General features: G+C 51.5%; 5 protein-coding genes, 4 rRNA genes and 5 other annotated features. All 9 genes read left to right on the forward strand.

The window, feature by feature from the left end; all coding sequences use genetic code 11:
• Positions 1-1,012 precede the first annotated feature (1,012 nt).
• Positions 1,013-1,436, forward strand: a sequence feature (23S ribosomal RNA rRNA prediction is too short).
• A gap of 7 nt (positions 1,437-1,443) precedes the next feature.
• Positions 1,444-2,291 (forward strand) — a sequence feature (23S ribosomal RNA rRNA prediction is too short).
• A gap of 75 nt (positions 2,292-2,366) precedes the next feature.
• The 9 genes from QW71_RS40920 (at position 2,367) to clpC (ending at position 14,323) form a co-directional block, all read left to right on the forward strand.
• Positions 2,367-5,635: ribosomal RNA gene (locus tag QW71_RS40920) — 23S ribosomal RNA — on the forward strand.
• A 77-nt stretch (positions 5,636-5,712) separates the two neighbouring features.
• Positions 5,713-5,813 (forward strand): 5S ribosomal RNA (gene rrf / locus QW71_RS13180).
• Between the two features lie 663 nt (positions 5,814-6,476).
• A 5S ribosomal RNA gene (gene rrf, locus QW71_RS13185) occupies positions 6,477-6,593 on the forward strand.
• A gap of 345 nt (positions 6,594-6,938) precedes the next feature.
• Positions 6,939-7,068: a sequence feature (23S ribosomal RNA rRNA prediction is too short), on the forward strand.
• Positions 7,069-7,088: 20 nt separating this feature from the next.
• Positions 7,089-7,248, forward strand: a sequence feature (23S ribosomal RNA rRNA prediction is too short).
• 19 nt (positions 7,249-7,267) lie between these two features.
• Positions 7,268-7,521 (forward strand) — a sequence feature (23S ribosomal RNA rRNA prediction is too short).
• A gap of 89 nt (positions 7,522-7,610) precedes the next feature.
• Positions 7,611-7,727, forward strand: a 5S ribosomal RNA gene (rrf, locus tag QW71_RS13190).
• Between the two features lie 435 nt (positions 7,728-8,162).
• Positions 8,163-9,335 carry an enhanced intracellular survival protein Eis gene (gene eis / locus QW71_RS13195; RefSeq protein WP_039298526.1) on the forward strand — a complete coding sequence of 391 codons (1,173 nt, stop codon included), beginning with the start codon at positions 8,163-8,165 and terminating at the stop codon, positions 9,333-9,335.
• 363 nt (positions 9,336-9,698) lie between these two features.
• Entirely contained in the window at positions 9,699-10,160 is a 462-nt protein-coding gene (locus QW71_RS13200) for a CtsR family transcriptional regulator (protein WP_039298529.1), read from the forward strand.
• Positions 10,161-10,190: 30 nt separating this feature from the next.
• Complete coding sequence (locus QW71_RS13205) at positions 10,191-10,715, forward strand: UvrB/UvrC motif-containing protein (protein ID WP_039298531.1); 525 nt, start codon at positions 10,191-10,193, stop codon at positions 10,713-10,715.
• Positions 10,716-10,744: 29 nt separating this feature from the next.
• Positions 10,745-11,809 carry a protein arginine kinase gene (locus QW71_RS13210; protein ID WP_039298534.1) on the forward strand — a complete coding sequence of 355 codons (1,065 nt, stop codon included), beginning with the start codon at positions 10,745-10,747 and terminating at the stop codon, positions 11,807-11,809.
• Between the two features lie 36 nt (positions 11,810-11,845).
• On the forward strand, positions 11,846-14,323 hold the full coding sequence (gene clpC, locus QW71_RS13215) for an ATP-dependent protease ATP-binding subunit ClpC (RefSeq protein WP_039298537.1): 2,478 nt from the start codon (positions 11,846-11,848) through the stop codon (positions 14,321-14,323).
• Positions 14,324-14,445: the final 122 nt, after the last annotated feature.

Below are 14,445 nucleotides of genomic sequence, written 5' to 3' on the forward strand. Positions count from 1 at the left end.
AGAGGCAGACCAGGGGAACTGAAACATCTAAGTACCCTGAGGAAGAGAAAACAATAGTGATTCCGTCAGTAGCGGCGAGCGAACGCGGAACAGCCTAAACCAAGGGGCTTGCCCCTTGGGGTTGTGGGACGTCTCACATGGAGTTACAAAGGAATATGGTAGGCGAAGAGGTCTGGAAAGGCCCGCGATAGAGGTAAAAGCCCTGTAGCCTAAACTGTGTTCTCTCCGAGACGGATCCCGAGTAGTGCGGGGCACGTGAAACCCCGTATGAATCCAGCAGGACCATCTGCTAAGGCTAAATACTACCTGGCGACCGATAGTGAAACAGTACCGTGAGGGAAAGGTGAAAAGCACCCCGGAAGGGGAGTGAAATAGAACCTGAAACCGTGTGCTTACAAAAAGTCAGAGCCCGATCTATGGGTGATGGCGTGCCTTTTGTAGAATGAACCGGCGAGTTACGTTTAACATGCAAGGTTAAGGTGAGAAGCCGGAGCCGCAGCGAAAGCGAGTCTGAATAGGGCGACTAAGTATGTGGACGTAGACCCGAAACCGTGTGATCTACCCCTGTCCAGGGTGAAGGTGCGGTAACACGCACTGGAGGCCCGAACCCACGCATGTTGAAAAATGCGGGGATGAGGTGGGGGTAGCGGAGAAATTCCAATCGAACTCGGAGATAGCTGGTTCTCCCCGAAATAGCTTTAGGGCTAGCCTCGGTGAATGGAGTGGTGGAGGTAGAGCACTGATTGGGTGCGGGGCCCGCAAGGGTTACCAAGCTCAGTCAAACTCCGAATGCCATTAACTTCTTGCCGGGAGTCAGACAGTGAGTGCTAAGATCCATTGTCAAAAGGGAAACAGCCCAGACCATCAGCTAAGGTCCCCAAGTGTGTGTTAAGTGGGAAAGGATGTGGAGTTGCACAGACAACCAGGATGTTGGCTTAGAAGCAGCCACCATTGAAAGAGTGCGTAATAGCTCACTGGTCGAGTGACTCTGCGCCGAAAATGTAACGGGGCTAAACACACCACCGAAGCTATGGCTAGATGCAGAGGCAGACCAGGGGAACTGAAACATCTAAGTACCCTGAGGAAGAGAAAACAATAGTGATTCCGTCAGTAGCGGCGAGCGAACGCGGAACAGCCTAAACCAAGGGGCTTGCCCCTTGGGGTTGTGGGACGTCTCACATGGAGTTACAAAGGAATATGGTAGGCGAAGAGGTCTGGAAAGGCCCGCGATAGAGGTAAAAGCCCTGTAGCCTAAACTGTGTTCTCTCCGAGACGGATCCCGAGTAGTGCGGGGCACGTGAAACCCCGTATGAATCCAGCAGGACCATCTGCTAAGGCTAAATACTACCTGGCGACCGATAGTGAAACAGTACCGTGAGGGAAAGGTGAAAAGCACCCCGGAAGGGGAGTGAAATAGAACCTGAAACCGTGTGCTTACAAAAAGTCAGAGCCCGATCTATGGGTGATGGCGTGCCTTTTGTAGAATGAACCGGCGAGTTACGTTTAACATGCAAGGTTAAGGTGAGAAGCCGGAGCCGCAGCGAAAGCGAGTCTGAATAGGGCGACTAAGTATGTGGACGTAGACCCGAAACCGTGTGATCTACCCCTGTCCAGGGTGAAGGTGCGGTAACACGCACTGGAGGCCCGAACCCACGCATGTTGAAAAATGCGGGGATGAGGTGGGGGTAGCGGAGAAATTCCAATCGAACTCGGAGATAGCTGGTTCTCCCCGAAATAGCTTTAGGGCTAGCCTCGGTGAATGGAGTGGTGGAGGTAGAGCACTGATTGGGTGCGGGGCCCGCAAGGGTTACCAAGCTCAGTCAAACTCCGAATGCCATTAACTTCTTGCCGGGAGTCAGACAGTGAGTGCTAAGATCCATTGTCAAAAGGGAAACAGCCCAGACCATCAGCTAAGGTCCCCAAGTGTGTGTTAAGTGGGAAAGGATGTGGAGTTGCACAGACAACCAGGATGTTGGCTTAGAAGCAGCCACCATTGAAAGAGTGCGTAATAGCTCACTGGTCGAGTGACTCTGCGCCGAAAATGTAACGGGGCTAAACACACCACCGAAGCTATGGCTAGGATCGACTTCACTGCGCCTTTGAGGCGTGTTTATCCGGATTGACATTGATGCCGTACATCATCCACAGGGATGAAAGGCTAAATGCTTCCAGGGGATAAACACAAGGCTTCGAAGCTGGAGTGAAGTCGATCCTGGGGTAGGGGAGCGTTGTATGTAGGTTGAAGGTGTACCGTAAGGAGCGCTGGACAGCATACAAGTGAGAATGCCGGTATGAGTAACGAAAAGATCAGTGAGAATCTGATCCGCCGAAAGCCCAAGGTTTCCTGAGGAAGGCTCGTCCGCTCAGGGTAAGTCGGGACCTAAGGCGAGGCCGAAAGGCGTAGTCGAAGGACAACAGTTTGAAATTACTGTACCACCGTAATCCGCTATGAGCGATGGGGTGACGCAGGAGGGTAGTGACGCGGACTGATGGATATGTCCGTCTAAGCAGTGAAGAGGCAGACCAGGGGAACTGAAACATCTAAGTACCCTGAGGAAGAGAAAACAATAGTGATTCCGTCAGTAGCGGCGAGCGAACGCGGAACAGCCTAAACCAAGGGGCTTGCCCCTTGGGGTTGTGGGACGTCTCACATGGAGTTACAAAGGAATATGGTAGGCGAAGAGGTCTGGAAAGGCCCGCGATAGAGGTAAAAGCCCTGTAGCCTAAACTGTGTTCTCTCCGAGACGGATCCCGAGTAGTGCGGGGCACGTGAAACCCCGTATGAATCCAGCAGGACCATCTGCTAAGGCTAAATACTACCTGGCGACCGATAGTGAAACAGTACCGTGAGGGAAAGGTGAAAAGCACCCCGGAAGGGGAGTGAAATAGAACCTGAAACCGTGTGCTTACAAAAAGTCAGAGCCCGATCTATGGGTGATGGCGTGCCTTTTGTAGAATGAACCGGCGAGTTACGTTTAACATGCAAGGTTAAGGTGAGAAGCCGGAGCCGCAGCGAAAGCGAGTCTGAATAGGGCGACTAAGTATGTGGACGTAGACCCGAAACCGTGTGATCTACCCCTGTCCAGGGTGAAGGTGCGGTAACACGCACTGGAGGCCCGAACCCACGCATGTTGAAAAATGCGGGGATGAGGTGGGGGTAGCGGAGAAATTCCAATCGAACTCGGAGATAGCTGGTTCTCCCCGAAATAGCTTTAGGGCTAGCCTCGGTGAATGGAGTGGTGGAGGTAGAGCACTGATTGGGTGCGGGGCCCGCAAGGGTTACCAAGCTCAGTCAAACTCCGAATGCCATTAACTTCTTGCCGGGAGTCAGACAGTGAGTGCTAAGATCCATTGTCAAAAGGGAAACAGCCCAGACCATCAGCTAAGGTCCCCAAGTGTGTGTTAAGTGGGAAAGGATGTGGAGTTGCACAGACAACCAGGATGTTGGCTTAGAAGCAGCCACCATTGAAAGAGTGCGTAATAGCTCACTGGTCGAGTGACTCTGCGCCGAAAATGTAACGGGGCTAAACACACCACCGAAGCTATGGCTAGATGCTTTGCATCTGGGGTAGGGGAGCGTTGTATGTGGGTTGAAGGTGTACCGTAAGGAGCGCTGGACAGCATACAAGTGAGAATGCCGGTATGAGTAACGAAAAGATCAGTGAGAATCTGATCCGCCGAAAGCCCAAGGTTTCCTGAGGAAGGCTCGTCCGCTCAGGGTAAGTCGGGACCTAAGGCGAGGCCGAAAGGCGTAGTCGAAGGACAACAGTTTGAAATTACTGTACCACCGTAATCCGCTATGAGCGATGGGGTGACGCAGGAGGGTAGTGACGCGGACTGATGGATATGTCCGTCTAAGCAGTGAAGCTGATGTGTAGGCAAATCCGCACATCAATAAGGCTGGGCTGTGATGGGGAGCGAAAATTGTAGTAGCGAAGCTGGGGTAGGGGAGCGTTGTATGTAGGTTGAAGGTGTACCGTAAGGAGCGCTGGACAGCATACAAGTGAGAATGCCGGTATGAGTAACGAAAAGATCAGTGAGAATCTGATCCGCCGAAAGCCCAAGGTTTCCTGAGGAAGGCTCGTCCGCTCAGGGTAAGTCGGGACCTAAGGCGAGGCCGAAAGGCGTAGTCGAAGGACAACAGTTTGAAATTACTGTACCACCGTAATCCGCTATGAGCGATGGGGTGACGCAGGAGGGTAGTGACGCGGACTGATGGATATGTCCGTCTAAGCAGTGAAGCTGATGTGTAGGCAAATCCGCACATCAATAAGGCTGGGCTGTGATGGGGAGCGAAAATTGTAGTAGCGAAGGTCATGATCTCACACTGCCAAGAAAAGCCTCTAGCCAGGAGAAGGTGCCCGTACCGCAAACCGACACAGGTAGGCGAGAAGAGAATTCTAAGGCGCGCGGAAGAACTCTCGTTAAGGAACTCGGCAAAATGACCTCGTAACTTCGGGAGAAGAGGTGCCTCGGTAGGGTGAATAGCCCGAGGGGGCCGCAGTGAAAAGGCCCAAGCGACTGTTTAGCAAAAACACAGGTCTGTGCGAAGCCGCAAGGCGAAGTATACGGGCTGACGCCTGCCCGGTGCTGGAAGGTTAAGGGGAGTGGTTAGGCCGAAGCTGTGAACCGAAGCCCCAGTAAACGGCGGCCGTAACTATAACGGTCCTAAGGTAGCGAAATTCCTTGTCAGGTAAATTCTGACCCGCACGAATGGCGTAACGACTTGGGCGCTGTCTCAACGAGAGATCCGGTGAAATTTTAATACCTGTGAAGATGCAGGTTACCCGCGACAAGACGGAAAGACCCCATGGAGCTTTACTGCAGCTTGATATTGAATTTGGGTACGATCTGTACAGGATAGGTGGGAGCCGTTGAGGCAGGAGCGCAAGCTTCTGCGGAGGCGCCGTTGGGATACCACCCTGATCGTATCTAGGTTCTAACCTAGTGCCCTTACCGGGTACGGGGACCGTGTCAGGCGGGCAGTTTGACTGGGGCGGTCGCCTCCTAAAGAGTAACGGAGGCGTTCAAAGGTTCCCTCAGAATGGTTGGAAATCATTCGCAGAGTGCAAAGGCATAAGGGAGCTTGACTGCGAGACCTACAAGTCGAGCAGGGACGAAAGTCGGACTTAGTGATCCGGTGGTACCGCATGGAAGGGCCATCGCTCAACGGATAAAAGCTACCCTGGGGATAACAGGCTTATCTCCCCCAAGAGTCCACATCGACGGGGAGGTTTGGCACCTCGATGTCGGCTCATCGCATCCTGGGGCTGAAGTAGGTCCCAAGGGTTGGGCTGTTCGCCCATTAAAGCGGTACGCGAGCTGGGTTCAGAACGTCGTGAGACAGTTCGGTCCCTATCTGTCGTGGGCGCAGGAAATTTGAGAGGAGCTGTCCTTAGTACGAGAGGACCGGGATGGACGTACCGCTGGTGCATCAGTTGTTCCGCCAGGAGCATGGCTGAGTAGCTACGTACGGACGGGATAAGCGCTGAAAGCATCTAAGCGTGAAGCCCCCCTCAAGATGAGATTTCCCAATTAGTAAGACCCCTTGAAGACGACGAGGTAGATAGGTTGGAGGTGGAAGTGCAGCAATGCATGGAGCTGACCAATACTAATCGGTCGAGGGCTTATCCAAATTTCGAACAACGCAGATTCGTTTCGGATTCAGTTTTCAGGAATCAATTCCTGAAGCATTTACGCTGTAAATGCCCGTTTGGTGGCGATAGCGGAGGGGTTCCACGCGTACCCATCCCGAACACGACCGTTAAGCCCTCCAGCGCCGATGGTACTTGGACCGAAGGGTCCTACAAGTCGAGCAGGGACGAAAGTCGGACTTAGTGATCCGGTGGTACCGCATGGAAGGGCCATCGCTCAACGGATAAAAGCTACCCTGGGGATAACAGGCTTATCTCCCCCAAGAGTCCACATCGACGGGGAGGTTTGGCACCTCGATGTCGGCTCATCGCATCCTGGGGCTGAAGTAGGTCCCAAGGGTTGGGCTGTTCGCCCATTAAAGCGGTACGCGAGCTGGGTTCAGAACGTCGTGAGACAGTTCGGTCCCTATCTGTCGTGGGCGCAGGAAATTTGAGAGGAGCTGTCCTTAGTACGAGAGGACCGGGATGGACGTACCGCTGGTGCATCAGTTGTTCCGCCAGGAGCATGGCTGAGTAGCTACGTACGGACGGGATAAGCGCTGAAAGCATCTAAGCGTGAAGCCCCCCTCAAGATGAGATTTCCCAATTAGTAAGACCCCTTGAAGACGACGAGGTAGATAGGTTGGAGGTGGAAGTGCAGCAATGCATGGAGCTGACCAATACTAATCGGTCGAGGGCTTATCCAAATTTCTTAGAGCGCAGATTCGTTTCGGATTCAGTTTTCAGGCGATCAAGCCTGATACACCTTAAGCTGCATGTCCTTTCTGGGGACTGATCTTTTCTCGCAGCGATTTCGAGAAGCGGAAGCTTCGAAAAATCATGTTTGGTGGCGATAGCGGAGGGGTTCCACGCGTACCCATCCCGAACACGACCGTTAAGCCCTCCAGCGCCGATGGTACTTGGACCGAAGGGTCCTGGGAGAGTAGGACGCCGCCAAGCACATGAAGCCATTGTTGAGCAATCGACAGTGGCTTTTTTGGTTTGTGCAGGGTTGTGGAAAAGCTGTGGATAAATTTCAGTAACTACTGAAAACTTACGCACATGTGGATACAATTTCAGGAAGAAGTCTTTTCCCTGATAATGTGGACTGAAACGCATATTCAGGCGAATGAGTCAAGAGAAAACCTAAGTAATCCACTGTTTTTGTGGATAAAAAGTGAATTTTGTGGATAGATAAATATGAATCGTGGATAACTAATTTTTGCCGGGAAGAAACTCTTTCCGGTTTTTTGTTTTACTGTACAAAACCTGTGGATAACTTTTGTTCACGGGCTATTTTTGTACCTCATTAGCTTCTGGACAATTTGAGAGTGCAAAGGCATAAGGGAGCTTGACTGCGAGACCTACAAGTCGAGCAGGGACGAAAGTCGGACTTAGTGATCCGGTGGTACCGCATGGAAGGGCCATCGCTCAACGGATAAAAGCTACCCTGGGGATAACAGGCTTATCTCCCCCAAGAGTCCACATCGACGGGGAGGTTTGGCACCTCGATGTCGGCTCATCGCATCCTGGGGCTGAAGTAGGTCCCAAGGGTTGGGCTGTTCGCCCATTAAAGCGGTACGCGAGCTGGGTTCAGAACGTCGTGAGACAGTTCGGTCCCTATCTGTCGTGGGCGCAGGAAATTTGAGAGGAGCTGTCCTTAGTACGAGAGGACCGGGATGGACGTACCGCTGGTGCATCAGTTGTTCCGCCAGGAGCATGGCTGAGTAGCTACGTACGGACGGGATAAGCGCTGAAAGCATCTAAGCGTGAAGCCCCCCTCAAGATGAGATTTCCCAATTAGTAAGACCCCTTGAAGACGACGAGGTAGATAGGTTGGAGGTGGAAGTGCAGCAATGCATGGAGCTGACCAATACTAATCGGTCGAGGGCTTATCCAAATTTCGAACAACGCAGATTCGTTTCGGATTCAGTTTTCAGGAATCAATTCCTGAAGCATTTACGCTGTAAATGCCCGTTTGGTGGCGATAGCGGAGGGGTTCCACGCGTACCCATCCCGAACACGACCGTTAAGCCCTCCAGCGCCGATGGTACTTGGACCGAAGGGTCCTGGGAGAGTAGGACGCCGCCAAGCACATGAAGCCATTGTTGAGCAATCGACAGTGGCTTTTTTGGTTTGTGCAGGGTTGTGGAAAAGCTGTGGATAAATTTCAGTAACTACTGAAAACTTACGCACATGTGGATACAATTTCAGGAAGAAGTCTTTTCCCTGATAATGTGGACTGAAACGCATATTCAGGCGAATGAGTCAAGAGAAAACCTAAGTAATCCACTGTTTTTGTGGATAAAAAGTGAATTTTGTGGATAGATAAATATGAATCGTGGATAACTAATTTTTGCCGGGAAGAAACTCTTTCCGGTTTTTTGTTTTACTGTACAAAACCTGTGGATAACTTTTGTTCACGGGCTATTTTTGTACCTCATTAGCTTCTGGACAATTTGCTTGATATACTCAATCTGAGCAACCATTGGACTCTATCTCTATAAATTCATTAACGGGGTGAGCAGCATGGAAATAAGGCAATTGCATGCAGATGATTTTGAAGAAGGCTTAGGCTTGTCTGAATATGCTTTTCAGTACAAGGTGTCCGGAGAAGACAGGGAACGCGCCAGAGAGAAGTTCAAGCCGGAACAAATATGGGGAGTATTCGAAGGACCAAGTTTAAGTGCCAAGCTGGTACTTCTTCCGCTTCAGGCATACATACAGGGCAAGCCCGTATCTATGGGCGGAATTGCGGGTGTAGCCACGTGGCCGGAGAACCGCAGGCAGGGATATGTGGCCAAGCTGCTGACCCATGCGCTGCAAACAATGAACGAGGCGGGTCAAACGCTGTCTTTTCTGCACCCGTTTTTAATCCCCTTTTACCGGAAATTCGGCTGGGAGATCTATTGTGAATATAAGAAATACAACATACCTGTGAATAAATTTCCGCGGAAGGCTGAAATACAGGGTTCTGTGAAACGCGGTGCGGCTAATGTTGAAATATTACAGCAGCTGTACAACTCATTTGCAAGCCGTTATAATGGCACGCTCCTGCGTGATGAGGACTGGTGGAGAGACAGTGTACTCGATGAGGATACACATCAGTGTGTGTTTTATTCGGAGCAGGGTGAACCGGAAGGGTATGTGCTGTATAAAATAGTGAACAAAGAACTGGTCATTGATGAATTTGTCTATCTGAATGAGAAGGCCCGCCAAGGGCTGTGGACTTTTCTGGCCAACCATGACTCGATGATCACCGGAGCTTCATTGAAGCTGGTTCCCTCTGATGACATCCTGCCGTATTTGCTTCCCGACCCGCGGATTGCCCAGGAGAATTATCCGTACTTCATGGCACGCATTGTCAACGCCAAAGCCTTTATAGAGAATTTGTCTTTCCATGCGCTGAGCGGTATCCGGGAACGGCTGCTTTATATTGAAGATGAGCATGCCCCCTGGAATAACGGCCTGTGGCGTTGGATAGTAGCTGAACATGGGGAGGTATCATTTACTCAGATCCAAGGAGACAGATCAAACGCTGATCTTATATGCAGTATTGGTACACTTACCGCGCTGTTGATGGGATATAGACGTCCAGTTGAAATGGCCCGGTATGGACAGTTATCCGGTACACATGAAGCTGTAGATTGGCTGGAGAAGCTGATCCCGCAGGCGCAAACGGCTTTATTTGATTTTTTCTGACAAACCTGAAGGCTCTTCTGCTTACCGTAGAAGCAGGGGAGCCTAATATACATATCCCCTTGCAATGGGATCCGTGAAGCTATTCGGAATACAATGCGGCTAAAAAGTAAAAAATAAGAGCAACCACTTGGAATTCAGTGAGAATATGTTATAATATGAAAAAAGTCAAAGAAAGTCAAAGTCAACGCAAGCTCGACAGCAGTGTTCTTAGGATTGTAACAGTTGGTGGTCTGGCTAAGTACGAAGGCTGTTGCAGCCGATTCGCACTTCGGTCCCCGGGTTAAATTCTTTAGAGCTATGTATGGACGGCGGACGTTGACACAGCACAAGCTTAACCAAGGCTTACACACTGGAGGATGAGTGATGCGTAATATCTCCGATATTATTGAACAATATCTGAAGAATATTTTGCATGAAAGTCCCGAAGGTACGGTGGAAATTCAGCGCAATGATCTGGCGGACCAGTTCTCTTGTGTGCCGTCGCAGATCAATTACGTCATCAGTACACGCTTTACTTTGGAAAAGGGATATGTAGTGGAGAGCAAACGCGGCGGTGGAGGTTATATCCGGATTCAGCGCTTCGAGCTGCCTCAGAATGTGGCACTGTATGCACATCTGAACTCCACAATAGGGAATGATATTGACCAGAATTCCGCCGAAGGACTGATTTATCAGCTGGAGGAGGCCCGTTTTCTCTCCAAGCGTGAAGCGTGTCTTATGCGGTCTGCTGTTTCCAGGGAATGCCTGACGGTTAATCTGCCGTACCGGGATGAGATTCGTGCCAAGCTAATGAAGGCCATGCTAATCTCTTTGTTAGGTAAATAATTGTCAAAATGTGAGGGAGGGACACCGCTCATGCTATGCCAGGAATGCGGGGTCAAACCGGCTACACTCCACTTCACGAAGATCGTGAACGGAGAGAAGACAGAATTTCATATTTGTGAAAGCTGTGCGCGGGAAAAGGGGGAGCTCATCCCCGGTACTGCCGGAGGATTCTCCATACACAGCTTGCTTTCCGGGCTGCTTGATCTGGAGAGCGCAGGCAAGGGCAAGTCAGAGGCCGCACAGACTGTGCAGGGGCTGCAGTGTGAGAACTGCGGTATGACCTATTCACAGTTCAGCAAGCTTGGACGGTTCGGCTGCAGCTCCTGCTACAAATATTTTGACAGCACGCTGGACCCGCTCTTCAGACGGGTACACGGAAGTACGGCCCATGTGGGCAAGCTTCCCAAACGGGCGGGTGCACAGATCATGTGTAAACGCCAAATTGATGAGCTGAAGCAGGAATTACAGCAGAGCATTATGCAGGAGGAGTTTGAAACTGCAGCTGAGCTGAGGGACAGAATCCGCAAACTTGAAAAAGAAATGCCACAAGAGTAAAGTCTTTGATATATAGGAGGGGATTCCACATGTCAAGTCTCCGGTTTACCGAACAAGCACTTAGTGACTGGATGCGCTGCGGCGGGAGTCATTCCGAGATTGTTATCAGCAGCCGCATGCGTATCGCCCGTAATCTGGAGCACCTTCCTTTCCCGCTATTGGCGTCTGCGCAGCAGTCGGAAGAGGTGCTGGAGCAGCTTGCTCCTGTATTTCAGGGAGAAGCCTCCGCGGATTTCGGCAACTTTCAGCTGCTGAGACTGGATGAGCTCGATGAGCTGGATAAAAAAGTACTGGTGGAGAAGCATCTGATCAGTCCTAATCTGGCTGATGATTCCAAAGGCGGAGCAGTCATTCTTAATGAGGACGAGTCAGTCAGCATTATGATCAACGAGGAGGATCATCTCCGCATTCAATGCCTGTTTCCGGGTCTGCAGGTGAGAGAAGCCTGGGTAAGGGCAACAGCCATCGATGATATCTTTGAGGCTGCTGTCAATTACGCTTTTGATGACCGCAGAGGATACCTGACCAGTTGTCCCACCAATGTGGGAACCGGGCTCAGAGCCTCGGTAATGGTTCATCTGCCGGCATTGGTTATGACCCATCAGATTAACCGAATTCTATCCGCTGTTAATCAGGTCGGTCTTACCGTTAGAGGAATTTATGGTGAAGGCAGCGAAGCAGTAGGGAATATCTTTCAGATTTCCAACCAGATTACGCTTGGTCAGACCGAGAATGAGATTATTGAGAATCTCCACAGCGTAGTCACCCAGATTATAGAGCATGAGCGGAACGCGCGTGAACGCCTGCTTGTGGATTCCGCCCTGCGGATTACCGATCGCATCAAACGTTCATACGGGATTCTAGCCTACGCGGCTGTGATGGAGCTTAAAGAGTCAGCACAGCGGCTCTCCGATCTGAGGCTTGGTGTAGATTTGGGGATACTGGAAGGGCCTTCGATTTCAGTGCTTAATGAGCTGAATGTCAAGACTCAGCCGGGTTTTCTGCAAAAGCTGTTCGGCGACGAGCTTTCGTCCACCGAACGCGATATGTACCGGGCGAAGCTGCTCCGGGAAACACTGGGATCACAACATTAATTATAGATATATATTATCCGTGGAGGTGCAGGAGATATGATGTTTGGAAGATTTACAGAACGCGCACAAAAGGTGCTGGCGCTGGCGCAGGAAGAAGCCGTACGTTTGGGACACAACAACATTGGGACAGAACATATTTTGCTCGGACTGATTCGTGAAGGTGACGGCATAGCCGCCAAGGCACTGATCGGACTCGGTCTGGGTCTTGAGAAGATTCAGGATGAAGTGGAAACGCTGATTGGCAGAGGTCAGGAACAACCGACCAACATCGCTTATACTCCTCGTGCCAAAAAAGTTATCGAGCTGTCTATGGACGAAGCCCGCAAGCTGGGACATACGTACGTGGGCACAGAACATATCCTGCTCGGACTCATCCGGGAAGGAGAGGGCGTAGCTGCCCGTGTGCTGAACAATCTCGGTATCAGCCTGAATAAGGCCCGTCAGCAGGTGCTGCAGCTTCTGGGCAGCAGTGAAGCCACTTCAAGCCATAGCGGTGCTCCGGTTAATGTCAGCACACCAACGCTGGATGGTCTGGCCCGTGACTTGACTGCCTATGCCAAGGACGGCAACCTCGACCCTGTTATCGGCCGCAGCAAGGAAATTGAACGTGTTATTCAGGTGCTCAGCCGCCGTACCAAGAACAATCCGGTGCTGATCGGTGAGCCAGGGGTTGGTAAAACAGCAATTGCTGAAGGCCTGGCCCAAAAGATCATCAATAATGAAATTCCGGAAACCTTGCGCGACAAACGCGTAATGACCCTGGATATGGGTTCTGTAGTTGCCGGTACGAAATACCGCGGTGAGTTCGAAGACCGCCTCAAAAAAATCATGGATGAGATTCGCCAGGCAGGCAATATCGTGCTCTTCATCGATGAGCTGCATACCCTGATCGGAGCCGGTGGTGCGGAAGGTGCAATTGATGCCTCCAACATCCTGAAGCCCGCTCTGGCCCGTGGTGAACTGCAGTGCATCGGTGCCACAACGCTTGACGAATACCGCAAATACATTGAGAAAGACGCAGCGCTCGAACGCCGCTTCCAGCCGATTACGGTGGATCAGCCTTCTCCTGCAGAAGCTGTACAGATCTTATTCGGTCTTCGGGACCGTTATGAAGCCCATCACCGGGTGAAGATTACGGATGAAGCTATTGTGGAAGCTGTGAAGCTGTCCGACCGCTATATCCCTGACCGGTTCCTGCCGGACAAAGCGATTGACCTGATAGATGAAGCAGGCTCCAAGGTAAGACTTAACTCTTACACCATCCCGCCGAATCTGAAGGAACTCGAAATGCGTCTGGATGATATCCGCAAGGAGAAGGATTCCGCTGTACAAAGCCAGGAATTCGAGAAGGCTGCAGCGCTGCGCGATACCGAGCAGAAGATCCGTGAAGAGCTCGATACCACGAAGAACCAGTGGAAAGAGAAGCAGGGCCGTACGGACTCCCAGGTTACGCCTGAGGATATCGCACAGGTGGTTGCCAGCTGGACCGGCATTCCGGTCAGCAAGCTGAAGGAAGAGGAGACCGACCGTCTGCTCAATATGGAATCAATACTGCATGAACGGGTAATCGGCCAGGATGAAGCCGTTAAGGCTGTCAGCCGGGCACTCCGCCGGGCGCGTGCGGGTCTGAAGGATCCGAAACGACCAATGGGCTCCTTCATCTTCCTCGGTCCAACCGGGGTCGGTAAAACTGAGCTGGCACGGGCACTTGCCGAAGCCATGTTTGGTGACGAGAATGCGGTAATCCGCATCGATATGTCGGAGTACATGGAGAAGCACTCTACCTCCCGTCTGGTCGGAGCGCCTCCAGGCTATGTAGGATATGAAGAAGGCGGACAGCTGACTGAGAAGGTGCGCCGCAAACCGTATTCCGTTGTCCTGCTGGATGAGATTGAGAAGGCTCACCCAGAAGTATTCAATATTCTGCTGCAGGTACTGGAAGACGGCCGTCTGACCGACTCCAAAGGCCGTGTAGTCGATTTCCGCAATACCTTAATTATCCTGACCTCTAACGTAGGCGCACAAGCGATCCGCAAGAATTCGACTCTGGGCTTCACCGCGGTACAGGATGCCGGTGCCGATTACGGCAATATGAAGGGCAAGGTAATGGAAGAGCTGAAGAAGAGCTTCCGCCCTGAGTTCCTGAACCGGATCGACGAGATTATTGTCTTCCACTCTCTGGATGAGAAGCATATCGCCGAGATCGTTACCCTGATGTCCGAGGAGCTGCGCAAGCGTCTGCGTGAATATGATGTAGACTTCCTGCTTACCGACGGCGCCAAGGCGTTCCTGGCCAAAGAGGGCTATGACCCGGCCTTCGGTGCCCGCCCGCTCCGCCGGGCGATTCAGAAGCACATCGAAGACCGCCTTTCCGAAGAGCTGCTTAAGGGCAACATCAAGAAAGGTGATTCCCTCAACATTGATGAGGTGAACGGTGAGCTTGTGGTAACCAAAGTGGAAGTGCCGGCCGAGCTCTCCCTGGAGAAGGAAGAGAAGGAAGTCGAAACTGAATAATTTTCCAGCAATATGAAACAAAGCTCCCGCTCCTCCGTATAGAGGGGCGGGAGCTTTTATATGTCCGGAGTGATTAATTCTGCCCTGAATCAGGCAGGTTAAGGAGGACGCAAACGAAAAGT

The sequence above is a fragment of the Paenibacillus sp. IHB B 3415 genome (assembly GCF_000802655.2).
Lineage (GTDB): Bacteria > Bacillota > Bacilli > Paenibacillales > Paenibacillaceae > Paenibacillus_AQ > Paenibacillus_AQ phytohabitans.

Bases quoted from the DNA above. Each gene is read 5' to 3' on its own strand.
- eis (WP_039298526.1), top strand. From the start codon at position 8,163: ATGGAAATAAGGCAATTGCATGCAGATGATTTTGAAGAAGGCTTAGGC.
- QW71_RS13200 (WP_039298529.1), top strand. From the start codon at position 9,699: ATGCGTAATATCTCCGATATTATTGAACAATATCTGAAGAATATTTTG.
- QW71_RS13205 (WP_039298531.1), top strand. From the start codon at position 10,191: ATGCTATGCCAGGAATGCGGGGTCAAACCGGCTACACTCCACTTCACG.
- QW71_RS13210 (WP_039298534.1), top strand. From the start codon at position 10,745: ATGTCAAGTCTCCGGTTTACCGAACAAGCACTTAGTGACTGGATGCGC.
- clpC (WP_039298537.1), top strand. From the start codon at position 11,846: ATGATGTTTGGAAGATTTACAGAACGCGCACAAAAGGTGCTGGCGCTG.